We start from the raw sequence: 23,175 nt of genomic DNA, 5'->3' as shown, positions 1-23,175 counted from the left end.
GTGCCTGCTGAGCCTGCTGTGCAGCCTGGTATGCTGCAGCGCTGATTTCATAAAGTGGCTGCTGGAGCTCCTCAGTGGCCTTCTTGATAGCTTCGTTATCAGTGCCCTTCAGCGCTTCCTTAACCTTCTCTACGCCAGCCTTAACCTTTTCAATCTGAGCAGCATCAGCCTTGTCGCCCATTTCCTTAATAACCTTCTCAGCCTGGTAAACCATGGAGTCAGCGTTATTGCGGATTTCAATATTTTCCTTCTGCTTCTTGTCCTCTGCTGCGTGAGCCTCAGCTTCCTTAACCATGCGGTCAATGTCTTCCTTGCTCATGCCGCTGTCGGACTGAATGGTAATATTCTGAGACTTGCCAGTACCAAGATCCTTTGCGGATACGTGTACGATACCATTGGAATCGATATCGAACTTAACCTCAATCTGAGGGATTCCACGAGGAGCTGGTGGGATATCGGTGAGATTGAAGCGGCCCAGAGTCTTGTTGCCTGCTGCCATCTCACGCTCACCCTGGAGTACATGAATCTCTACTGCTGGCTGGTTATCAGCTGCAGTGGAGAATACCTGGCTCTTGGAGGTAGGAATAGTGGTGTTACGCTCAATAATCTTGGTACAAACGCCACCCAAGGTCTCAATACCAAGGGAAAGTGGAGTTACATCCAAAAGAACTACGCCCTTCTCATCATAATCGCCGGAGAGAACGCCGCCCTGGATAGCAGCACCAACAGATACGCACTCATCAGGGTTAATACCACGATGTGGCTCCTTGCCAAGATACTTTCTGATAGCTTCCTGAACTGCCGGGATACGGGAAGAACCACCAACCAGCAGAATCTTGTCAATATCGTTGCCAGTGAGGCCAGCATCTTCCATAGCCTTACGGGTAGGAACCATGGTGCGCTCAACCAAATCTGCAGTGAGCTCATCAAACTTAGCACGGGTAAGGGTAAGGTCAAGATGCTTAGGGCCGGAAGCATCAGCAGTGATGAATGGCAGGTTGATATTGGTGGACATCATGCTGGACAGCTCAATCTTAGCCTTCTCAGCAGCCTCGATAACACGCTGTGCGCTCATCTTGTCAGCGGACAAATCAATGCCGTTTTCTTTCTTGAATTCCTCAACGATCCAGTTCATAACAGCCTGGTCGAAGTCATCGCCACCCAAATGGGTATCACCATTGGTAGCACGAACCTCAAACATACCGCCATCAATATCAAGGATAGATACATCGAAGGTACCACCACCAAGGTCGAATACCAGAACGGTGTGAGCATCTTCCTTATCAATACCATAAGCCAGTGCAGCAGCAGTAGGCTCGTTGATAATACGAAGAACGTCCAAGCCTGCGATCTGACCGGCATCCTTGGTAGCCTGACGCTGACTGTCGTTGAAGTATGCTGGAACAGTGATTACTGCCTGGGAAACGGTCTCACCGAGATAAGCCTCTGCATCAGCCTTCAGCTTCTGAAGAACCATAGCAGAAATCTCTGGTGGAGTATAGCTCTTGTCATCTACGGTAACGGTGTAGTTCTTTTCACCCATGTGACGCTTGATGGATGCGATAGTACGGTCAGGGTTGGATACAGCCTGACGCTTTGCCAGCTGACCTACCAGACGCTCACCAGTCTTGGTGAAGCCAACAACAGATGGGGTAATACGGCTGCCCTCAGGGTTAGTGATAACTGTAGGCTCGCCGCCTTCCATAACGGATACAACAGAGTTGGTTGTTCCTAAGTCAATACCAATAATCTTAGACATTTTATATTTCCTCCTTAAAAGTAACAAACCATTTTATTTAAACAAGCCTTAATTAGATACAACCTGAACCATGGAAGGGCGGATAACCTTATCCTTTACCATGTAGCCCTTTTGAAGCTCCATGACAATGGTATCATCCTCCAGTTCAGGATTTTCCACACGCATTACTGCCTGATGGAAGTTTGGATCAAACTTGGCATCCTTGGTTTCAATCTTTTCCAGCCCCCGGTTTTTCAAAATATCCATGAGCTGATTAAATATCATATCCACGCCCTGCTGGAACGCTGCGGCATCAGTGGCCTCAGCAGCCATAGCGCGTTCAAAATTGTCAACCATTGGCAAAAGCTCAGTAATGAAATTCTGAACTACCAGAGCTGACAATTCTTCCTTTTCCTGACGGGTACGACGACGGAAGTTTTCAAAGTCCGCCTGAAGGCGCTTATATCTTTCCTCGTCCTCAGCCAGCTTTTCCTTTAATTCCTCCAGCTCGTCCTTTTCCTCAGGAACATCCTCTACAACCTCAGTTGCAGCTTCAGCGTCGGCAAGCTCCTCAGAAGATTCATCATGTTCATCAATCTCCCTCTGCATTTCCTCTAACTTTTCTTCATCCTTTTTCTTCAGCTTGTCTTTATCGAAAGGCATTCTGTATTTTCACCTCTTTAGTATTCTACCAATTCAGCCTTTTTACGACTTCATTGAGATTTTGGTTCATGTAATTTAAAAGGGACATGGTGCGTCCATATTCCATTCTGGTTGGCCCCAGAACTGCCAATGAGCCGAGCAATTCTCCATCCAGATGGTATGTTGCAGTAATAATACTGCAATCCTTAATACCACTGTATTCGTTTTCCTGTCCTATGGATACGGAAAGACCATCTCCCAAATGGGAACGAAGAATATCCTTCATGAGCTGATCCTCCTCCAGCATAAGGAGAATCTCCTTCACCTTATCCACATTGTGAAATTCCGGCTGTGTCATCAGCTCCGTAGTGCCCCCCAAATACAGGCGCTCCTTACGGTCTGAATCCAATGCTTTGCTAATAAGGTCAAAGGCTGAATCATAAAGGCCCTTATCCCCTATAGCGGATTCTATCTGCTTTAAGCTCTTGGTATGAATAGTCTCCAGTGTATGACCGGATAAATGGCCGTTGGCCACCTTAGCCATACGCTGAAAATCTTCAAAGGATGCGCCATCCGGCATTTCCATAATGCGGTTTTCTACAAAGCCCGCATCAGTCATCAGTACAGCAATTACACGGTGGTCATCCAACGGAAGGAACTGCATACACTTAAAAGCTGCCTTTGAAATCTGTGGCGCCAGCACCAGGGACACATTCTTGGTCATCTTGGAAATCAGCTTGGCCGTTTCCTGAAAAACCTGGTCTATGCGCTGAACCTTGGTTTTGTACCACTTATCAATGATAGCCTTTTCAGCATCAGTCATAGGCTTAACTGGCAGAAGAGAGTCTACATAAAGACGATAGCCCTTGGAAGAAGGGATCCGACCTGATGATGTGTGAATATGTTCAAGATATCCCAGCATCTCAAGGTCTGCCATTTCATTTCTTATAGTTGCAGGACTTACGCCCAAATCATACTTACGGGCCAAGGTTCTTGATCCCACCGGCTCCGCTGATGATACATAATCCTGAATGACGGCCTGCAGTATATGCTGCTTTCTCTCATCAATCATAACAATCTCTCCTGTTGTTAGCACTCCATGTTGCTGAGTGCTAACTTCTATAAAGACTATAAACCTAAAGAACATAAAAGTCAATAAGTCAAGACAAAATATTTGACTTTTTACAATACAAAAGGTTTTATACGTCCAAAACTTAGTAATCTATTCAATTATGAATGCGCCAAATACTATATTGCCGTATTTCATACCCATTGGGGTTAAAGATAATGCTCCATCATTTTCCTGCAAAAGGCCTTTGGCCGTCATTTCTTTTATGGCATCACCAAAGACTTCATATATATCCCGATTGAATTTTTCCCTGAATTTTTCCTTGTTAATGCCCTTAGTCATGCGCAAACCCAGAAAACAAAATTCTTCCATGTGGGCCTTTTCGCTGACAGCCTCCTCCACAATATGAAGGAATTTGCCCTCTGCTGTGGCCTTAATATATTCACCAATGTCCACTGGATTTTCATAGCGGTTTCCCCGCCAGTAGGAATGGGCGCCAGAACCAAATCCAAGATATGGAACATCCTGCCAATAAAGGGTATTATGGCGACTATAATATCCACCCATAGCATAATTGGATATCTCATAGCGGCTAAAGCCATGGACCGGCAAATACTCCACCAGATAATCGTACATTTTCTCCACTGCTTCGTCATCCGGCAGCTCCAATCTGCCCATTTCCTGCTGCTTTACCAGCACTGTACCTTCCTCCAGCTGAAGCCCATAAACAGAAATATGTTGGACACTTAACTCCATGGCCTTGTCCAGTGATTTCTTAAGCATATCCAATGTCTGCCCCGGCAGGCCATACATAAGGTCGATACTGATATTATCAAAACCAGCCTTTTGGGCCAGCCTAACCTTTTCAATTGCCATGCTGCTTTTGTGAATCCTGCCAATGCGCTGCAAGCAGCCATCATCAAAGCTCTGCACACCTATACTTATACGATTTATGCCATTGGACTTCATTAGATGAAGTTTTTCTTCATCTATGGTGCAAGGATTTGCTTCCATGGTAAATTCTGCCACATCCCTCACCTGCATATTAGCATGAATAGCTTCAAACAGCATTTCCATTTGAGATAAATTCAAATGACTGGGGGTTCCGCCACCAATATAAATAGTATGGGGAGTCAATTTCCCCTTTTCAGCGATTCTTTCTGCCCCCAGCTCCATTTCATGGTGCAGACTGTTAAGGTACTCATCTATGTACTTCTCCCGCCCCGCAAAGGATGGGAAATCACAATAAAAGCATTTCTGCTTGCAAAAGGGAATATGGATATATACTCCAAAATCAGTTGTCATAACCTACACCAGCTCTATACCTACTCTAAAAAAGGACATTACACGGCAGGGGCTGTTGTCCTTCACCCAGTTCTGTCACTAAAACCTTTTTTGCTTTCAATTAGTCAGCGAAAAAAATCCAAACTCGCTACGCCCTTACAGAACCAGCTTTGCGTCGCTCAAACAATGGATGTTTTCTCGCTGTGTAAGTATGCAAAAAACGGTTTCTTAACGTTCCAGAACCTAATGTGAATGACAATCAGCCCCTGCCGTATACTTGATATTTTTAATCTATATTGAGTATTGCCATGAATGCTTCCTGTGGTACCTCTACCCGGCCCACAGCCTTCATGCGTTTCTTACCTTCCTTTTGCTTCTCCAAGAGCTTACGTTTACGGGAAATATCACCGCCGTAACACTTGGCAAGTACATCCTTGCGCAATGCACGAACATTTTCACGGGCAATAATCTTATTGCCGATAGCCGCCTGAATTGGAATCTCAAACATCTGCTGTGGAATAATGGTTTTCAGCTTGGCAGCCAAAGAACGTCCACGGGAAGCAGCATTATCCACATGAACAATGGTGGAAAGGGCATCCACTGCCTCACCATTCATAAGAATATCCAGTTTAACCAGCTTCGCTGGCTGATAATCTGCCAGCTCATAATCCAGAGAAGCATAGCCTCTGGTGGAGGATTTCAGCTTATCAAAATAATCATAGATAATTTCACTGAGTGGAATATGGTAGATTACCATAACCCGGTTCACATCCAGATAATCCATGCTCTTGAACTCGCCACGCTTATTCTGGGAAATCTCCATAACCGCGCCTACGAAATCCTTTGGCACAATAACAGTGGCCTTAACGAATGGTTCCTCTATGTGATCAATAGTGGTTGGTTCAGGCAGGTCGGATGGATTATCCACCGTTACCATTTCACCGTCAGTCTTAAATACGTGATAAATAACACTTGGGGCCGTGGTAATGAGCTTTAAATTATACTCCCGCTCAAGACGCTCCTGAATAACGTCCATGTGCAGCAGTCCCAAAAAGCCGCAACGATAGCCAAAGCCAAGGGCAATCGAGGTTTCCGGCTCGAAAACCAGGGCTGCATCATTAAGCTGGAGCTTTTCCAGGGCGTCCTTCAGATTATCATAATCTGCACTATCCACTGGATAAAGGCCGCAATACACCATCGGAGTAACACCACGATAACCAGGCAATGGCTCAGTAACACCACCCTCAGCCAGAGTTACGGTATCACCAACCCGCACATCGCGGACCTGCTTAAGGGAACCAGCCAAATATCCTACAGAACCTGGTCCCATTTCCTGAAGCTCCGTGGTCTGAGGGCGGAAGCAACCGATTTCTGTGGCATCAAACACCTTACCTGTGGCCATCATTTTAAGGCCCATGCCCTTTTTGAGAACGCCATCCATAATACGGATATGGGCAATAGCACCCTTGTATGAATCAAAATAGGAGTCAAAAATCAAGGCACTAAGTGGCTTATCCGCTTCCCCGGAAGGTGCCGGAATCCGCTCCACAATGGCATCAAGAATTTCCTCAATACCCTGCCCGGTCTTGGCAGAAGCCAAAATTGCCTCAGAGGCATCAAGGCCAATAACGTCCTCTATCTCCTGCTTAACTCTGTCTGGATCTGCGCTTGGCAAATCTATCTTATTAATAACCGGAATGATTTCCAAATCATGCTCCAAAGCCATGTAGACGTTGGCCAAGGTCTGGGCCTCAACCCCCTGGGCAGCATCAACGATCAGCAGGGCACCCTCACAGGCGGCCAAACTACGGGAAACCTCATAGGTAAAATCCACATGGCCCGGTGTGTCGATGAGATTCAGGCAGTACATTTCCCCGTCCTTACCCTTATAATCAAGGCGCACGGTTTGTGCCTTGATGGTTATGCCACGCTCACGCTCCAAATCCATATTGTCCAGTACCTGATTTTCCATCTCACGCTTGGAAAGGGTACCTGTATATTCAATAAGACGATCGGCAATAGTAGACTTGCCATGGTCAATATGAGCTATAATTGAAAAATTACGAATTTTCTTTGTATCCATAATCTCTTCCCTTCGAGTTAAAAGTAAACACAAATAGTCAAATTATTATAACCCAGTTGTTAATATTTTTCCATATTTATATAGAAAAAACTCCTATCGACAGAAAAATAATCGTAAATAAAATGTTGCATTTTTCATTTTACCATGCTAGAATACTTAGGTACTGAAATTTCAAGGGGGTGAACTAATTGCCAAACATTAAATCTTCTATTCTGAGTGTAAAGACTGACGCGAAGCGCCATGCTAAGAACCTGGCTGAGAAGTCTCGCGTAAGAACTGCTTCCCGCAAGGTTATGGACGCTGTTGAAGCTGGTAACGTTGAAGAAGCAAAGGCCCTCCTTGCACTTGCATGCAAGACTATCGATCAGGCTGCTGCAAATCATGTATATCACAAGAATTGTGCAAGCCGTAAGAAGTCCCGTTTAGCTCGCAAGGTTAACGCAATGGCATAATGATTCGCATGAAATAAAAGCCTGTCTCCCACGGAGGCAGGCTTTATTACATTGCAGATTATTCATTATTGGCACAAAGGCTAATGATTACCCCTTCCACCTCAGCATTATCCAGACGGCCTGTTTTAGCACCCAGATCACACTCTGCCAACTGGAGGAAGGCATTTTTAAGGGTTTCCTCGGAAAAGCCCTGGCACTCCCTGATTATCTTCTTAATGATAAAGGGATGAGATACCCCAATGGACTGTCCCAAAGCCCTATCCCTAAGGCCCTTGTTCAGCATGGTTTTCGCCTGCCACATTTGGCGCACAAAATGCACAAGCTGACCAATTATCAATACTATATATACTCCCTGTTCCTGTTGCCTATTAAACAGGTACAGGGCTTTTTTTGTGTCGTGATTACTTATGGCATCATTCATGGCAAAGCCGTAAATCTCCGGCATATCTGAAAAAACCTGTACCAAGGTATCACGGTCTATCAGCTTTTGCTCCGGACCCATAAACAAGGAAAGCTTTTCCATTTCCTTGTCCAAAAAACCAAGAGGAATATTTTCCATCATACCCACAGCCCGTACAAAATAGGCATGAGCCTCCCTGTCCATTGTTTTGTGAATTTCCTGGAGCTTCCCCTGCATCCATTCATCAATATTGTAGGCCTTTACCGGCTCTGCATCCATTATTTGGCCATGCTTGGAAAATTCCTTATAAATTTTCTTACGGCCATCTGCCTTACCCCGAAGCTCAAAAATAACAATGCTGAAATCCGGCATATTGGCAAAAAGATTATAGAGCCTTTTCTCCACCTTGGCAGAAGTTTTATCTTCACCTGCATTATCATCGCTTTTCTTGGCTTTAAACATGAGCGCATCTCTTACAATGATAACATTTTTAGGCGAGAAAAATGGTACCGTCTCCACCATACCAATAAGATCATTTATGGACAGGCTACTGCCGTCTACAAGCTGTATATCTTCAGCCCTATATCCCTGCGGAAACAAGGTTTTTAAAATTGCGTCTTCCGCCTTCTGTATATAATAGGATTCATCACCGGACAATAAATAAAGCTGGCTTATATCCCTTTTTTTTAAGCTTGTTCTCAGTTCTCCAAAATTCATATAATCACCTTCGTATATCATACAGTGCTTATTTATCATACACTATTTGAGCATCAACACGCAATTTTTCTCCATCACTATAAAACACAACCGCTCCATTTTCATCCGTTCTCAAAACTTTACTGTCAGTACAGCTTCCCAGTCTTTTCAATATTTCTTTTTTGGGATGACCAAAGCTATTGCCGTAGCCAACGCTGATAACACTCCAATTGGGCTTAACCGCCTTTAAAAACTCTTCTGAGCTGGAGGTGTTGCTTCCGTGATGCCCTACCTTCAAAACCGTACTTTCCAACGGAGTTCCCCTGCTGCACAATATCCCTTCATGTTCACTGGACAAATCCCCGGTAAAAAGAAAGCTATGTTTACCATAGGATACCCTTATTAAGTTGGAAAATTCATTGCCCGTGCTTCCACCGGTTTTATTTTCCTCAGGAGCATATAATACCTGAATACGCACTCCATCAAGATTCATCTCAGTACCCTCTTTAAGGATAACCATGGGCTCGGTTTTTACAGCAGGATTTAAGCCGCCAAAGGTTTTCAAATAGGCTCCCTGTCCTTCATGGCCTATCATAACGGCACCTACAGGAATTTTTCCCAATATACCGCTTACTCCCTTGGCATGGTCATCATGGGCATGGGTAAGCATTATAAAATCCAGCCTTCTTACCCCATAATGAAGCAAATATGGCACATCTACCCTAGCACCTATATCATAAGTCCCCTGGCGACTACCTCCCGTATCAATCATAAAGGCATGTCCATGGGGAGTTATTACCAATGCCGCATCCCCCTGCCCCACATCAATAAAGTGAACCTGCATTTCATTTGGATGAATTGCATAGCTAATTACAACTGCAGCCAACAGCAACGCTACTCCACCACCAATTATTTTTCTGTTTTTCCTGCCATTTTTTACCCTGCACCACAAATTGCAGATCTTATTGCTAAAATGACCTTTTTTATCCTTGGGCATAATAAAAATCAGCAACAATACATAGTATATCCCCCAAAATGTTATGCAGAAGGTCGGCAAATAGACCTGACTTCCCGGTATCCTGGCTATAAGTCTGGTCACCTCGTATGACAGCCCCAACAGCAGGGAGGACACGATAAAAATAAATTGTCCCAGCACAGGAATAACTCCCACCAATACACCTGCCAACAGGCTTATCACAATAATCAATTCCACCACGGGAGCCACCACAAGGTTTGCCAACAAGGAGCTTATAGATATTACATTGAAGTACCAGGCCATAAAGGGCAAAACAGTCAGCTGTGCTCCCATAGTTACTCCCAAAGAATCCGCCACATAATGGGGTAAATACTTTCTGAAAAATTTGCCTATTACCGGTGATATATAAAGCAATCCAGCCGTGGCCCCAAAGGATAGCTGAAAGGATATATCAAAAAGGGATAGTGGCCATATCAACAAAATCCCCAATGCCGTAATACTCAAAATATGACGGGCATCCTTTTCCCGTCCCAAGGACAATGCCATAACAGTTAATATTCCCATAATCGCCGAGCGAATAACCGGGGTGGTAAAACCTGCCAAAAGGCTATATACCACAATAATTAAAGTGGCTAATATTGATGTAAGTCCTCCGGATAATCCCAACATTTTTCCAATGACATTGGCTGTACCTGCCATAAGGGTTATATGGGAACCGGACACCGATAGAATATGAATCAAGCCCGTAGTCGTAAAAGCCTCCAGCAGCTCCGGCTTAATACCTCCGTAACCACCAAATAACATGGCAAATATAGCAGCACTGTCTTCTCGGGGCATAACGGTCTCCATCTGGCTTTTATATAAATGACGTATTTTTTCAGCCATCCGTGACATTATATTTTTTTCCTGCCCCGTAAGCTCAATGCTGTATTTTCCTGCAGACATCTGCCCATGAATTCCCTGAGAAAAATTGACCATTACCATATCTATTCGCCCAGGGTTTTGATAGTCATGGAGCTTCATCAATTTACCGCTGGCTTTGATTATATCCCCGGAACGGCCATATTTTTCTTCCTCATATTCCACTTTCCCCAATAACCCCTTATGGTTATCAAAAGAAGTATCATTCGCATGCAATATAATTTTTCCGTGGGTATCGGTCCATTTTCCTGCTGCAAGAATCTGATTACTGGCTATTACGTATTTAATATGCAACTTACCAGCATCATCCATACGTATTGCAGGTGCATTTACCAGCTCTCCCACTACTGTAATTTCCTGCTCCGCCCATTGGCCAATATCACCCTGATCCATATTCATGCCAGGTAAACAGGCAAACGTCCTTCCCAACAGTATTCCCACAATAAGCAAAACAAGCAACCCATTTACCAATGTCTTAGGTGACAGCCCTTCATAACACATATCGTTCCCCATATTTTTTTGCACAAATCCAATTTTAAATGTCAGTAAATTAAATGGTTATTTTAGGCGCCATTTTTTCTAACTTCGCCTTACCAATCCCCTTGATTTTCTTTAAATCTTCGATATCCTCAAAGGGACCGTTCTGTACTCTGTAATCAATTATTCTTTGGGCCGTTGCCCTTCCCACACCTGGAATCTTTGTCAATTCCTCAATGTCAGCTATATTGATATTGATTTTCCCATCAGCAGATTCCCCTTTTCCTGCTAAGGCGGTACCCTGCCCCATTCCCTCCGTGCCAGTATTCATATTCCTTGACTGCACTTTTATCTGCATTCCGTCCTTAATCCCCTCTGCCATATTTATGGATTCCGCATTGGCATTGGGAAGCAAGCCACCACAGCTGTTTATAGCATCTCCCACACGACTGTTTGGCCTCAACATCACTACCCCCGGATTCTTCACCGCCCCACAAACATATACAGCAATATTTTCTGCTCCACCACGCTCCTCTGCAGTATTCTCCATTGTCTGCCCTACGTTTCCTACATCTTCAAAGGTTTCATTACTGCTCAGCTGCCAATAGGTAATACCAACTGCAAGTAATAATATTCCCGCTATAGCTATGGATGATTTTTTAATAATTTCCATCTTCTCACCTTCTTTTTTAACTAAATTATACCTTATTGTTAAATATTTTCAATACTTTACACTGCTCATTTTTATTTTAAAACAAAAAAAATACTCCTGCATAAAATATACAAGAGTATTCTAAACACTTATTAAAAAGTCTTTTATCGGTTATCCACCTTGTCCATAAAGGCCAAATCATGCTGCTGGAATCTGTACCAGGCCAACTCCTCAAACTTGGTACCAGGTCGGCCATAATTAGTATAAGGATCAATGGAGATTCCACCTCTTGGAAGGAACTTGCCCCACACCTCAATATACTTAGGATTCATCAGCTTAATAAGATCCTTTTTGATAATATTCACCACATCCTCATGGAAATCACCATGATTACGGAAACTAAATAAATACAGCTTCAGTGACTTGCTTTCCACCATCTTAATATCAGGCACATAGGAAATATAGATGGTAGCAAAATCCGGCTGCCCCGTTATAGGACACAGGGAAGTGAACTCAGGACAGTTGAACTTCACCCAGTAGTCATTATCCGGATGCTTATTATCAAAGGTCTCCAACACCCCTGGAGCATATTCGAAACCATACTTAGTATTCTGATTACCCAATAGGGTAATCTCCGGCATTTCTTCCTTATCTCTTGGCATAAAATCTCCTAAAACAAACCATTATTCTACAAAAACACTCTATTCCGCACCAGCGGATTCACCTTTAAAATATTTCAATTCGAAATTTTCCGGTGACTCAGGACGACCAAACAGATATCCCTGAATACAGTCAGCATGGCATATATCCCTAAGAAGGGTATATTCCTCCTCAGTTTCCACACCTTCTATACAACATTTGATATTAACACTATGACACAAATCCACAGTAACCCCCACAAGACGGCGGTCAAAGGCATTATCCTTCTCGGTAATGTGGGTAACAAAGGCCCGGTCAATCTTTACGATATCACAGGACAAATTCTTCAGATATGCCAAAGAAGAATAGCCTGTACCAAAATCATCCATGGCAATCCGTATACCCAGCTTGCGGAAATCATCAAACTGGCGGTTAATATTACTCCAGTCAGACACGATGGTTGATTCCGTCAGCTCCAATACGATTTGCTCAGGGGCTATATCATAACGCTTCAGACAATCAACCACAAAATCCTTGAAGGAAGCGTCCTTAATCTGCTCATAGGACAAATTGATGCTAATGCTCATACCCGGATTAATCTTCTGCCACTCCTTGCATTGCTTAACAGCAGTTTCAAAAATCCAGTGTCCCACTGGAATAATCATCTTGGTTTCCTCAAGAATACGGATAAATTCCATTGGTGAAACCATGCGTCCCTTAGGATTGCGCCAACGAAGCAAAGCCTCCGCACCGATAATTCTATTTTCCTTGGCACTGACCTGTGGCTGATAAAATAGCGAAAAACCTTCGCAGCCCCGCTCAATACTTACCCTGAGATCATCCCGCATACTCAGTGAACGTATCCAACGATTGTAGTTTTCCTTTGAGAAAATACAATTCTTGTTCTTGCCATCCTTTTTGGCCAAATCCAAAGCAGCCTCTGCGTGCTTATGAAGAACCAGATAGTCCTTGCCAGCCTGAGGGAACAACACAGTACCACAGGAAACGGTACAGAAAAATTGCTTGCCGTCAATATTATGAGGACGGGCAAAGCTTTTCTGAATACTGCCGTAAATATCTTCCACCTTATCTGTGTCCACATCCTGTATAACCAGGGCGAATTCGTCGCCATCCATCTTATACAGCATTACCCCCGCCGGTAATACATCCGAAATCATCTTTGCAGCCAGCTTCAGCACCTCATCACCGTAGTGACGGTTATAGGTTTCATTAACGATTTTAAAATTATCGATTCCGAGCACCATCAATGCCCCACCGGTTCCATCCACGCGATACCGATTCAGAGCAACCTTGACAGCATGTTCAAATTGATACTTATTAAGCAGTCCCGTAAGCTCATCAGCATGATTCCTCTGGGCCAGCTTTTTAATACATCCAATAAATAAGAAGGGCTTGTCCGTACGGGTATCAAAGGCATACTGCCCCCGACAGCGCACCCATACATAATCTCCTTTCCTGTTCTTCACACGATACTCATAATCGTGGCCAATATTAGCCTTTCTGGATTCCGGCACCTTCATTGATTCATAAAAGCCTTCCAAGTCATCTGGATGAATCAACGGGGTCCAATATCGATCCATATCGTAGAAGCACTCACTGGGAACCTCAAATTCATTGACCATGTTAGCCGATACCATAATCAGATTCTCATCAATGTCCGTAGCAAAGTAGTAATCATCCGTGGTTCGCTGAATCATTTTGAAAAATAAGGATATTCGTCTGAGAATAGAGCCTTGTGGGATATTCGTACGCTTATTCATTGATATCACTCATCCCCCAATCGCAGATACTAGCATTCTTATATACAATGATATACAAATTCCACGGCTAATTCAATATTTTGGCTAAAAAAGAAGCACCCTGAATTACATTTTAAAGTAACTCAGGATGCCATTTTTCACAAATAAAATGTTACGCCCCAATCGGTTCAGAATCCTTATGGCGTTTTCTTTGCAACAGCAAAACGGCCATGAGAATAATCATACCAGGGACATCAGTTTCAACACCAGGTATAATCATCAAAATCCCGCCTACAAACAGAATAACTCTCTCAATAGGCTTGCTGTGATCTGCCAAATAGCCAATCATTGCAGAGCTTACACCCACCATTCCCAATATTGCTGTGACCGTGGAAAATACCAGACCAAAGGCCGTGGCATCTATCATTAATATCATTGGCGACATTACAAATATATACGGTATGATGAATGCTCCTATAGCCAGCTTCGACGCATTTACACCTGTCATCAGCGGTTTACCGCCACTGATACCCGAAGCCGCATAGGCCGCCAGGGCTACAGGTGGGGTTACATCCGCAATTATACCGAAGTAGAACACGAACATATGGGCAGCCAATACTGGTACCCCCATCTGAACAAGGGCCGGAGCCGCAATAGTTGATGTAATAACGTAATTTGCGGTGGTCGGAACGCCCATGCCCAAAATAATTGAAGTAATCATTGTAAAGAACATTGTAAGGAGCAAATTGCCTCCGGACAATGCCAAAAGGCCGGATGCCAGCTTCAGGCCAATACCAGTCTTGGTTACAACACCAATAATGATACCGGCAGAAGCACATGCAATAACAACGCCCAATACATTACGGGCACCAGCCTCCAAGCCCTTGATAATCTCAATAGGCTTCATACGGGTTGATTTTCTCATAGCAGAAGCCACAATAGAAAGCACAATGGCTACAAGAGCAGCACGCATTGGAGTATAACCGGTTACCAGCAGGTAAACAATAACCACCAACGGAATAGCCAAATGACCACGCTCTTTGAAAATAACCCATGCCTTTGGCAGCTGATCACGAGGAACACCCTTCAAATTATTGCGTTTGGCTTCCAAATGAACACCTAACCACAAGCCTGTGAAGTACAAAATTGCTGGAATTACCGCTGCTGCAACTATATCAATATAAGGCACACCTACGAACTCCGCCATAAGGAATGCTGCAGCACCCATTACTGGTGGCATCAGCTGACCACCGGTGGAGGATGCAGCCTCAACGGCTCCCGCAAATTCCTTACGATAGCCCAGCTTTTTCATCATTGGAATAGTAAAGCTTCCTGTACCAGCAACATTGGCAACGGAGCTACCGGATACAGTACCCATAAGAGCACTGGAAAGTACGGCTACCTTTGCCGGACCGCCACTGGCCCAACCAGCAATTGCATTGGCAATATCAATAAAGAATTTGCCCAAGCCAGTGGATTCCAGATAAGCACCAAACAATATGAACAGGAATATGAAGGTAGACGATACACCCAACGGAATACCAAAAATACCCTCAGTAGTAAAATACAAATGACCTACCAGCTGTTCAATGGACAATCCTCTGTGAGCAAGAACACCAGGCATATAAGGTCCTGCAAAAGCGTAGGATAAAAATACCAAAACCACAACAACCATTGGGATACCTACTACACGGCGAGTGGCTTCCACCACTAGCAGCAGACCGAGAACACCTATTATCATATCTGTAGGCGTTACCATACCGGCACGCAAAGCCAATTCACGGTACATGATACAGATATAGGCAGGTGCTGCAGCACCCAATACTGACAGCAGTACATCAAATGGATGTACCTTGGTTCTGGACCAGGATTTTCTTGTAGGATAAAGTAAATATGACAGCGCCAAGGCGAAACCCAAATGCACAGCTCTCTGGAGCTGGGCATCCAGTACACCAAAGATAGCGGTATATAACTGGAATACTGAAAACGTAATTGCAATGGCCGAAACGATCTTGGCCATAACCCCCGTATACAGCATAGTATCTGACTCTTTATCGTACTTTTTCAGCACTTCGGCGGCCAGCTCTTTTTCATCTTTTTCTTCTGCCATAGCTGTATAATCCCTCCTTCTTACCGTTACCTTAAAAAGGTCTTATATCTAGGTATAATAACAATATCTATTTTTTGACCAGGCTCAAACATTTCATAAAGCTCAAATTTCTGATCATCAACCATAACCGTCAGCTTAGTACCTACTCCAGTACGCAGGTTCAATTCCTTGAAGTGGCGGTTCATATCATCCATAATAAAGGCATTTCCCTCCTGTCGGAAAGCACCATCTGACTCCATAAAAGGCAATCCAACACCAAAGGAATGATATTTGGTGGAATTCAGCACAAAGCCTTTCAGTTTCTCATCGGGGACGAGAAACTCCTCCACTAAAGTTTTTTGCACTGAATGTATAAAGCTTATTTCCAGTTTGGTTTCTGGTGTAACATCCATAGTTACAACTTTTTGAGTTTCATTACCATATATACTGAGCATTGGCCTTGTCAGCCACCAGACGGTACAACACAAGACCAATACCAGTATACATAATGCAAGTATTCTTCTAGTCATTTTAAAAAGGGGAGCTGAAAGAATAGCTTCTATAACAGCTCCCATAGCTTTCATATTCTCTTACTCTTTAAAGAACTTCTCAGCACCGGCATTCATAGGAATTGGCATACCCTTAACTGCGCCTTCCTTGCTAATAGCCTTTGCTGCAGCATGTGCTGCCTGGATGCGATCAAGGTGAGTAAAGAGAGCCTTGGTGATTTCATAGCCAAGAGCATCGTCAACCTTGTCAGAGCATACGAGCATAGCCATAACAGAAATAGCCTCTACTGGTTCAGTCATGCCATAAGTACCTGCTGGAATAGTAACCTTGGTGTAGAATGGATACTTGGCAATCAAAGCATCAGCCTTTGCAGCCTCTACAGGAAGCAGACGAACCTTGTTCTGGGAAGCGATATCCTGTACTGCAGCAGTTGGATAACCAGCGGTGAGGAATGCTGCATCGACATTACCGTCCTTTAATGCACTTGCTGCCTCACTGAAGGAAAGGAACTGCTCATCAATATCATCATAAGTAATGCCATAAGCGGCAAGAATCTGACGTGCATTAGCCTCAGCACCACTACCCATAGCACCTACAGCAACGCGCTTGCCCTTCAGATCTGCGATTGTCTTGATGCCCTTACCATCAAGAGTTACAATCTGACAGGTCTCTGGATACAGAGTAGCAATACCCTTAATATTATCTACCTTCTTGCCTTCGAACATCTCTGTGCCGTTAGCAGCATAGTAGGTAATATCGTTCTGAACAATAGCCAGATCCACCTGACCTTCTTTCAGCATGTTGATGTTTGCTACAGTTGCACCGGTACTCTGAGCACTTGCATTCATGCCTTTAATCTCATTGTTCAGGATCTCTGACATTGCGCCACCGATTGGATAATAAGTACCAGCAGTACCACCAGTAGCAATGTTCAAGAATTTCTTACCGCCGTCACCGCCGCAACCTGCAACCAGTGCAATTATGGTCACCAGCATGACACTTAACAGAGAAAGTTTGCCAAACAGTTTCATTTCTTATTCCTCCTTATACATTTACACCTCAAAACCCCTTAAAAGTTTTGGTATACAACAAATAATATTATATCATAATATTATTTTATTGTCATAGTAGATATAACAAAATTGTTAAATTATAATGTATACACAGAAATAACCAAACCAAGGCTAATTTTATCGTTCAATTAACCCATTACACAGATCCTTCACTACCTCACTGGCTACGATAAGGCCGGCAACTGAAGGAACAAACGATACGCTGCCAGGAACAGCCTTCTTGGATGCACCATTAGAAGCATTATCTGTCTCCCCAGACTTCTTCTTTGGCTTTATAGGTTCTTCTTTGGAATAAACCACCTTAAGCTTCTTCACTCCCAGCTTTTTCAGCTTCTGACGCATCACTCTTGCCAATGGACACACGCTGGTTTTATAAATATCCGAAACCTCAAATTCTGCCGGATTCAGCTTATTGCCAGCTCCCATGCTGCTGATAATCGGTATTCCCATTTTATCAGCCTGCACAGCCAAGTCTATTTTGGCCGTTACTGTGTCTATGGCATCCACAATATAATCAATCTTCCCCTTGAGGAATTTATCCCGGTTATCCGGGAGATAAAAATCCTCAATTGTTTCTACCACCGCCTTTGGATTAATCTCCTTTATGCGTTCAGCCATAAGCCAGGTCTTATACTGCCCCACTGTACTTGTGAGTGCGTGTAATTGCCTGTTGATATTGCTTACACTGACTACATCATGGTCTATAAGCAAAAAATGCCCGATACCGCATCTGGCCAAGGCTTCAACGGTATATGAACCAACACCACCAACACCAAAAATAACTACACGGCTACCGGACATCTTCGTCAGAGCTGCTTCTCCCAGGAGCAGCTCTGTTCTTTCAAAACGAGTTTCCATAAATCTATCTATTACTCTTTCTTTTCTTCTGTTTTAATCACGTTTACACCACTACCTCCCATGTGGGCAGGGCGTTTCATAAAACCAATAAGCTCAGGACCATCATTGGTCTTAACATTGCCCTCTGCATCTGGCTGGGGCTCTGGCTTTTTATCCACGTAAAGCGGTGGAACCGGATTAGGCATTTCCATCTTGCCAAACTGAATTGGTTTTACAATACTGTTTTTATCAGCAAGTACAGCAGGATCAAAGTTAGTAGCTATAACAGTAGCTCTGACTCTGTCCCCCATATTATCATCTACAACCAGACCTATAATATTTTCCACATCAGGATGGGTATTATCATAAAGGAATTCATTGGCTTCCCTCACATCATGGAGAGGCAAATCCTTACTCCCCGTAAGATTTACTATAAGGCCACGGGCCCCCTTGATGGATGTCTCAATCAGCGGAGAGCTTATTGCAGTTTGAACTGCCTCCAAGGCATTGGCACCCTCACCCATACCCATGACAGCATCACAGTTCTCGCCATTCTTAAATATGGTTGTTACATCTGCAAAGTCCACATTAATAACACCTGTGGTCTGAATCATCTCCACAATGCTGCTGATGGACTGACGCAATACATCATCCACCATGCTGAAGGACTCACCAACAGACTTCTGCTTAAACTCAGGCAAACGCTGAATATTATCATTCTTCACCTCAACCAGAGCATCCATGTGTTCACGCAGGAGCTTTACGCCATCCTGGGCAACCTCCATCTTACGGCTGCCCTCATGGGAAAATGGTAATGTTACCATACCCACTGTAAGGATACCCATATCATGGGCAATCTTGGCTACTACTGGTGCCGCACCGGTCCCAACGCCCTTACCCATGCCAGCAGTGATAAATACCAAATCAGCCCCCTGAATTGCCTCTGCAATCTGATCCGCATCAGAAATAGCTGCTGACTGTCCTTTTTCAGGATCGCCACCAGTACCACGGCCTCTTGTTAAATTTGCACCTATCAAAACTGCTGGAATGCCAGCAGCATCAAGGATCCTGAGCTGACGCACATCTGTATTAACGGCTACAAGCTGGCTCTTATCCATGCCATCCTCAGCAAGACGGGCCAAAACATTATTGCCGCCACCACCGACACCAACGATTTTTATAGTAACAACTGCTCCTTTTATTGAAGAATTAGATTCAGTCATCCTTACAATCCTCCCCATAGTGTAAAAGAATCCCATGCTTCTTCTATACTATACTATAGTTTAAACGAATGATTTCTTAGAATAACACTGCCTTGGGTAATCAGCATCCCCATAAGCATCATCATACAGCCAAACACCTCTATATGGGACATTTGCTCGTTAAGCACGAACCAACCTCCCACAGCACCAAACACTGATTCAAGACTCATTATAATAGCTGCATGAGCCGGTTCCGCATATCTCTGACCCACAATTTGCAGGGTAAAGGCTATTCCGGAGGACATTACTCCGGCAAAAACTATTGGAAACCAAGCATCCATAATGTTTTGCCACACCACATTCTCCATGACAAAGGCAGCTACACCGTTCAGCACAGCACAAACCACCAGCTGAGATGCCGATATATCAATGTTATCCTTTTTATCCGCAAAACGGTCAATATACATAATATGAAATGACCAAAAAACAGAGCAGATAAAAGCAAGAACATCACCGTAGTTTAAATCAAAATCTCCCTTTATGGACAAGCAATATAGCCCAACCAAAGCAGAAAGGGCGCCTATCCAATTTTCCAGCTTCAATATTTTTCCTATAGCCACCGAAATAATCGGGACAAAAATAATATACAAGCAGGTTATAAATGCTGTTTTACCAGCAGTAGTATATTGCAACGCACACTGCTGAAAGGCAGATGCCACAAACATAATCACTCCGGCACCCATGCCAGCCTTCCAGCCGGAATAATACTCACCATGCTCCTTTGCATCACGGCGTTTTCCTCTAAAACCATACCAAATAACAAGAATAGCCATAACGCCTACCACATAGCGGGCAAAGCCGTAGGTAAAGGGGCCGATATTGTCCATCCCTACCAGCTGGGCCACAAAAGTGATACCCCAAATAAAAGCCGCCAGCAACAGACATAAACTTCCTCTTAACTTCAATCGCTACCCCTCCCGACTACTTTATTATAGCATATTTTGTAAATAAAAAGGAATATTTTAACAATTTCAAATCATCCTTTTGCTAATTTTTTTAGCCAATTTGTTGTCTAATTTATTCCTAACATGTAAATTTCTTTTTTAGTATAAAGACTATGGTACTATTTTAACTATGTATAAAGAAAAACTGCGGATGGGTGGCATCAAACAGCCATATCCGCAGTCTCATATTATGTATCGTTATATTGGTGAAACCAATCAGTTATCTAATTTTTTAGTATCTCGTGCTTCATCAACCTTTTCCTGAAGCTCCTCCAGCGGAGTACCCAGGGATGCTTCCAGGGCTACTACGACGCCACCTTCCACAACAGGGCCATCCAGCATAACAATCTTACGGCCTTCCATTGCCTCAATAACCATTTCTGTGGTCATTACAGCACTGCCCATATCCATGAGAACTGCAACACCGTCATCAGAATAAACTTCCTCAACAGCATTGTATATTTTCTCAAAGCTGGTACCAGGAGTTCCATCATCAAGACCGCCGGCTGCAACAATCTTTGCGTCAGAAGCCATCAGCTTTGCCAATTCAACTACACCCTCGGCCAAAGTTTGGCTATGGGAAACAATAACTACACCAACCATATTTCAATTCTCCTTAAAATAAAAACCAGGCCCAGGAGCTCACCCTAAGCCTGGCTTTCGAAAACTTAATTATCAGATGTTTGCCAACAGTGTCTCCAGCATATAGAAGGAGGAAGTTGCGCCAGGGTCCTGATGACCAATACTGCGGTCACCAATATAACTAGCACGCCCCTTAGTAGCCTTAATGGTCTTGGTATACTCCACGCCATCCTCAGCCGCCTTAACAGCCTTAGCCAAAGCATCCTTAAGATCCTCACCGGCCTCTATGCCTTCCTTTAATGCATCAAAAGCAGGACAAAGAGCATCCAGCATGGTCTTTTCACCGGTGGTAGCCTTGCCACGCATCTGGATACCGCCAATTGCAGCCTCCATTGCATCAACAAGATCCTTGCCATCCATTTCGTTTTTGCCAGCCAGCTTGGCACCAGCCTTCATAAAAGCAGTACCATAAAGAGGACCGGCAGAACCGCCAACGGTGGATACCAGTGTCATACCAGTAGTTTTAAGGATAGTACCGATGTCCTTCCCAGCCATAGCATCTAGCTTTGCTACAACTGCATCAAATCCTTTAGCCATGTTTACACCGTGATCACCATCAGCAATCTCGTTGTCAAGCTCAGTGAGATAATCCTTTTCTTCATCGATCTTGGCAGCAATAGCCTTCAAGATGTCAATCATCTGTGCATTAGTAATCGTTTTAAACAGCTCCCCTCAGTTTATTAGCGCTTCAGAGCTGGTGTATCTGCCTTTGCATTGTACAAGGACTTAAGTTCATCATCCAGACGAAGCAGAGTAATGGAGAAACCAGCCATCTCAATGGATGTCATATAGTTTCCTACCATAGTATCATAAATCTTAATACCCTTCTTGTCCAGATAATCATGAACGAAATTGTTAACAATGTACAGCTCCATGAGAGGAGTACCACCCATACCATTAACAATTACAGCTACTTCCTTACCTACAAAATCAATATCTTCAGTAATCTTGTTGAGGAGCTCCTCAGAAATAGCATTAGCTGGCTTCAAAGCTTCACGGGAGGTACCTGGTTCGCCATGGATACCAATACCAATTTCCATCTCATTGTCAGCAAGCTCAAAACCAGGCTTACCTGCTGCTGGCATGGTACATGCAGTAATAGCCATACCCATGGTACGAACATTTGCAATAACCTTTTCAGCTACAGCCTTAACCTCTTCCAGGCTAGCACCCTTTTCAGCCAATGCACCGGCAATCTTGTGTACCAAAATAGTACCAGCTACGCCACGACGGCCAGTAGTATAAAGGGAATCCTTAACAGCAACGTCATCGTTTACAACAACATAATCAGCCTTGATTCCCTCATCCTTGGCCATATCAATAGCCATCTCAAAGTTCATGATATCACCGGTATAGTTCTTTACGATACAGAGAACACCTTTATCGGTTGCTACAGCTTTAATAGCCTCATAAATCTGGTCTGGAGTAGGGGATGTAAATACTGCACCAGCTACTGCACCATCCAGCATGCCTTCCCCAACATAACCACCATGTGCAGGCTCATGACCGCTACCGCCACCAGAAACCAAAGCAACCTTGCCTTCTTTCTTGTTGGCTCTTACTACAACAGTACCGCAATCCAATTTACGGAGCTTGTCTGGTGCAGATTTTACCAAACCAAGAATCATTTCCTCTTCAACATTTACGACTTCGTTAATAAGCTTCTTCACAAAAATCCCTCCTGAAAAGTTAATAAAAACTAATACCCCTGTTTAATAAAAGCATCCCCACCTATGAAGTCACAAGTGGGGATGTTTAATTAACTCACGCTAGCAAATGCTATCAGATAATACCGAAAGCGCTGGATACAACATAAGCTGCAACACCACCGCAGAGAGGAGCTACTACTGGAATCCAAGCATAACCCCAGTTGCCGTCGCCCTTGTCAGGAATAGGAAGAATTGCATGAGCAATTCTTGGACCAAGGTCACGAGCTGCGTTCATTGCATAACCAGTGGTACCACCAAGGGAAAGACCAAGAGCCCAGATCAAGCAGCCTACGAGATAAGGACCAAAGCCAGGAGCAAGG

General features: G+C 43.9%; 21 protein-coding genes. 1 reads left to right on the top strand and 20 read right to left on the bottom strand.

What is annotated here, in order from left to right; translation table 11 throughout:
- The 5 genes from dnaK to lepA form a co-directional block, all read right to left on the bottom strand.
- Positions 1-1,759, bottom strand: a 1,759-nt coding sequence (dnaK, locus tag ACKI5G_RS04370) for a molecular chaperone DnaK (RefSeq protein ID WP_407398005.1), incomplete at its 3' end; no start/stop codon positions are given.
- A 48-nt stretch (positions 1,760-1,807) separates the two neighbouring features.
- On the bottom strand, positions 1,808-2,401 hold the full coding sequence (gene grpE, locus ACKI5G_RS04365; RefSeq protein ID WP_407398003.1) for a nucleotide exchange factor GrpE: 594 nt from the start codon (positions 2,399-2,401) through the stop codon (positions 1,808-1,810).
- A gap of 25 nt (positions 2,402-2,426) precedes the next feature.
- Complete coding sequence (gene hrcA / locus ACKI5G_RS04360; RefSeq protein ID WP_407398001.1) at positions 2,427-3,452, bottom strand: heat-inducible transcriptional repressor HrcA; 1,026 nt, start codon at positions 3,450-3,452, stop codon at positions 2,427-2,429.
- A 150-nt stretch (positions 3,453-3,602) separates the two neighbouring features.
- Entirely contained in the window at positions 3,603-4,754 is a 1,152-nt protein-coding gene (gene hemW / locus ACKI5G_RS04355) for a radical SAM family heme chaperone HemW (protein WP_407397999.1), read from the bottom strand.
- A gap of 265 nt (positions 4,755-5,019) precedes the next feature.
- Positions 5,020-6,816: a translation elongation factor 4 gene (gene lepA / locus ACKI5G_RS04350; protein WP_407397997.1), complete on the bottom strand. Its 1,797-nt coding sequence runs from the start codon at positions 6,814-6,816 to the stop codon at positions 5,020-5,022.
- Positions 6,817-7,004: 188 nt separating this feature from the next.
- On the opposite strand from lepA, the gene rpsT reads away from it, so the two are divergent.
- Entirely contained in the window at positions 7,005-7,268 is a 264-nt protein-coding gene (rpsT, locus tag ACKI5G_RS04345) for a 30S ribosomal protein S20 (protein ID WP_027397281.1), read from the top strand.
- A gap of 58 nt (positions 7,269-7,326) precedes the next feature.
- On the opposite strand, the gene holA is transcribed toward rpsT, so the two are convergent.
- The 15 genes from holA to ACKI5G_RS04270 all read right to left on the bottom strand — a co-directional run.
- On the bottom strand, positions 7,327-8,385 hold the full coding sequence (holA, locus tag ACKI5G_RS04340; RefSeq protein WP_407397995.1) for a DNA polymerase III subunit delta: 1,059 nt from the start codon (positions 8,383-8,385) through the stop codon (positions 7,327-7,329).
- A gap of 28 nt (positions 8,386-8,413) precedes the next feature.
- Entirely contained in the window at positions 8,414-10,762 is a 2,349-nt protein-coding gene (locus ACKI5G_RS04335; RefSeq protein ID WP_407397993.1) for a DNA internalization-related competence protein ComEC/Rec2, read from the bottom strand.
- 49 nt (positions 10,763-10,811) lie between these two features.
- Positions 10,812-11,411 (bottom strand): helix-hairpin-helix domain-containing protein, encoded by a 600-nt coding sequence (locus ACKI5G_RS04330; RefSeq protein WP_407397991.1) that lies wholly within the window; start codon positions 11,409-11,411, stop codon positions 10,812-10,814.
- Between the two features lie 143 nt (positions 11,412-11,554).
- The gene (queF, locus tag ACKI5G_RS04325) at positions 11,555-12,052 is read right to left on the bottom strand and encodes a preQ(1) synthase (RefSeq protein WP_407397989.1); all 498 of its coding nucleotides are present in this window, start codon (positions 12,050-12,052) and stop codon (positions 11,555-11,557) included.
- A gap of 39 nt (positions 12,053-12,091) precedes the next feature.
- Positions 12,092-13,810, bottom strand: coding sequence for an EAL domain-containing protein (locus tag ACKI5G_RS04320; RefSeq protein ID WP_407397987.1), 1,719 nt, complete (start codon positions 13,808-13,810; stop codon positions 12,092-12,094).
- 151 nt (positions 13,811-13,961) lie between these two features.
- The gene (locus tag ACKI5G_RS04315) at positions 13,962-15,899 is read right to left on the bottom strand and encodes a TRAP transporter permease (protein WP_407397985.1); all 1,938 of its coding nucleotides are present in this window, start codon (positions 15,897-15,899) and stop codon (positions 13,962-13,964) included.
- A gap of 26 nt (positions 15,900-15,925) precedes the next feature.
- Positions 15,926-16,462 carry a DUF1850 domain-containing protein gene (locus tag ACKI5G_RS04310; protein ID WP_407397983.1) on the bottom strand — a complete coding sequence of 179 codons (537 nt, stop codon included), beginning with the start codon at positions 16,460-16,462 and terminating at the stop codon, positions 15,926-15,928.
- Between the two features lie 6 nt (positions 16,463-16,468).
- A complete protein-coding gene (locus tag ACKI5G_RS04305) occupies positions 16,469-17,419 on the bottom strand; it encodes a TAXI family TRAP transporter solute-binding subunit (protein WP_407397981.1) in 951 nt (316 codons plus the stop codon).
- A 159-nt stretch (positions 17,420-17,578) separates the two neighbouring features.
- A complete protein-coding gene (locus ACKI5G_RS04300; RefSeq protein ID WP_407397979.1) occupies positions 17,579-18,319 on the bottom strand; it encodes a ThiF family adenylyltransferase in 741 nt (246 codons plus the stop codon).
- 11 nt (positions 18,320-18,330) lie between these two features.
- Positions 18,331-19,521 (bottom strand): cell division protein FtsZ, encoded by a 1,191-nt coding sequence (ftsZ, locus tag ACKI5G_RS04295; RefSeq protein WP_407397977.1) that lies wholly within the window; start codon positions 19,519-19,521, stop codon positions 18,331-18,333.
- A gap of 53 nt (positions 19,522-19,574) precedes the next feature.
- The gene (locus ACKI5G_RS04290) at positions 19,575-20,465 is read right to left on the bottom strand and encodes a DMT family transporter (protein ID WP_407397975.1); all 891 of its coding nucleotides are present in this window, start codon (positions 20,463-20,465) and stop codon (positions 19,575-19,577) included.
- 255 nt (positions 20,466-20,720) lie between these two features.
- Complete coding sequence (gene dhaM, locus ACKI5G_RS04285) at positions 20,721-21,107, bottom strand: dihydroxyacetone kinase phosphoryl donor subunit DhaM (RefSeq protein WP_027397271.1); 387 nt, start codon at positions 21,105-21,107, stop codon at positions 20,721-20,723.
- Between the two features lie 72 nt (positions 21,108-21,179).
- Positions 21,180-21,785 (bottom strand): dihydroxyacetone kinase subunit DhaL, encoded by a 606-nt coding sequence (gene dhaL, locus ACKI5G_RS04280; protein WP_407397973.1) that lies wholly within the window; start codon positions 21,783-21,785, stop codon positions 21,180-21,182.
- 41 nt (positions 21,786-21,826) lie between these two features.
- Positions 21,827-22,816 carry a dihydroxyacetone kinase subunit DhaK gene (dhaK, locus tag ACKI5G_RS04275; RefSeq protein ID WP_407397971.1) on the bottom strand — a complete coding sequence of 330 codons (990 nt, stop codon included), beginning with the start codon at positions 22,814-22,816 and terminating at the stop codon, positions 21,827-21,829.
- Between the two features lie 112 nt (positions 22,817-22,928).
- Positions 22,929-23,175 (bottom strand): aquaporin (locus ACKI5G_RS04270; protein ID WP_407397969.1); only part of this gene is annotated, 247 nt, incomplete at its 5' end.

This window comes from Anaerovibrio sp., assembly GCF_045637405.1.
Classification (GTDB): domain Bacteria; phylum Bacillota; class Negativicutes; order Selenomonadales; family Selenomonadaceae; genus Anaerovibrio.
Note: the sequence above shows the minus strand (reverse complement) of the source record. Positions and strands in the feature narration are given on the sequence as shown.

Excerpts from the sequence above, each read along its gene's own strand:
- ftsZ (WP_407397977.1), bottom strand. The coding sequence starts at position 19,521 with ATGACTGAATCTAATTCTTCAATAAAAGGAGCAGTTGTTACTATAAAA.
- dhaM (WP_027397271.1), bottom strand. The coding sequence starts at position 21,107 with ATGGTTGGTGTAGTTATTGTTTCCCATAGCCAAACTTTGGCCGAGGGT.
- grpE (WP_407398003.1), bottom strand. The coding sequence starts at position 2,401 with ATGCCTTTCGATAAAGACAAGCTGAAGAAAAAGGATGAAGAAAAGTTA.
- dhaL (WP_407397973.1), bottom strand. The coding sequence starts at position 21,785 with ATGATTGACATCTTGAAGGCTATTGCTGCCAAGATCGATGAAGAAAAG.
- hrcA (WP_407398001.1), bottom strand. The coding sequence starts at position 3,452 with ATGATTGATGAGAGAAAGCAGCATATACTGCAGGCCGTCATTCAGGAT.
- ACKI5G_RS04320 (WP_407397987.1), bottom strand. The coding sequence starts at position 13,810 with ATGAATAAGCGTACGAATATCCCACAAGGCTCTATTCTCAGACGAATA.
- ACKI5G_RS04310 (WP_407397983.1), bottom strand. The coding sequence starts at position 16,462 with ATGAAAGCTATGGGAGCTGTTATAGAAGCTATTCTTTCAGCTCCCCTT.
- ACKI5G_RS04305 (WP_407397981.1), bottom strand. The coding sequence starts at position 17,419 with ATGAAACTGTTTGGCAAACTTTCTCTGTTAAGTGTCATGCTGGTGACC.
- ACKI5G_RS04315 (WP_407397985.1), bottom strand. The coding sequence starts at position 15,899 with ATGGCAGAAGAAAAAGATGAAAAAGAGCTGGCCGCCGAAGTGCTGAAA.
- lepA (WP_407397997.1), bottom strand. The coding sequence starts at position 6,816 with ATGGATACAAAGAAAATTCGTAATTTTTCAATTATAGCTCATATTGAC.
- queF (WP_407397989.1), bottom strand. The coding sequence starts at position 12,052 with ATGCCAAGAGATAAGGAAGAAATGCCGGAGATTACCCTATTGGGTAAT.
- ACKI5G_RS04335 (WP_407397993.1), bottom strand. The coding sequence starts at position 10,762 with ATGTGTTATGAAGGGCTGTCACCTAAGACATTGGTAAATGGGTTGCTT.
- ACKI5G_RS04330 (WP_407397991.1), bottom strand. The coding sequence starts at position 11,411 with ATGGAAATTATTAAAAAATCATCCATAGCTATAGCGGGAATATTATTA.
- ACKI5G_RS04300 (WP_407397979.1), bottom strand. The coding sequence starts at position 18,319 with ATGGAAACTCGTTTTGAAAGAACAGAGCTGCTCCTGGGAGAAGCAGCT.
- holA (WP_407397995.1), bottom strand. The coding sequence starts at position 8,385 with ATGAATTTTGGAGAACTGAGAACAAGCTTAAAAAAAAGGGATATAAGC.
- hemW (WP_407397999.1), bottom strand. The coding sequence starts at position 4,754 with ATGACAACTGATTTTGGAGTATATATCCATATTCCCTTTTGCAAGCAG.